The sequence below is a fragment of the Nostoc sp. 106C genome (genome assembly GCF_002154725.1).
Taxonomy (GTDB): Bacteria; Cyanobacteriota; Cyanobacteriia; order Cyanobacteriales; family Nostocaceae; genus Aulosira.
The window spans coordinates 1-308 of sequence record NZ_MTAW01000229.1; the positions used below are offsets into that span (position 1 = coordinate 1).

Consider the following 308-nt stretch of genomic DNA (forward strand, 5'->3'; position numbering starts at 1 on the left):
ACTCTGCTCGTGGGACAAAACACTCAATCAGGTCCAGGAGGTAGTTCCACAACTTCCACGGTAGCAAGACAAGTACTCGATACTAGTGCGATTCACTTGATTGCATTAGGTGGACACTAAATATTACAAAAACTTCAGCAGAGGTGAGACTCAAACACAATCAATCATCAATAAACCTCTGCTTTTAAATCAGTAAAAACTTACCAATATAGGAGTCAAAATCATGTCAGTTGAAAATCAAGCCGCTATCGAATTGTCAGAACAAGAATTAGATGTAGTTGCAGGTGGTAATGGTACTGATTTCCTGT

At 39.3% G+C, this 308-nt stretch carries 1 protein-coding gene; it reads left to right on the top strand.

Features of this window, described 5'->3' with window-relative positions:
- Positions 1-223: 223 nt before the first annotated feature.
- Positions 224-308, top strand: an 85-nt coding sequence (locus BV375_RS37845) for a CTB family bacteriocin (protein WP_208099232.1), incomplete at its 3' end; no start/stop codon positions are given.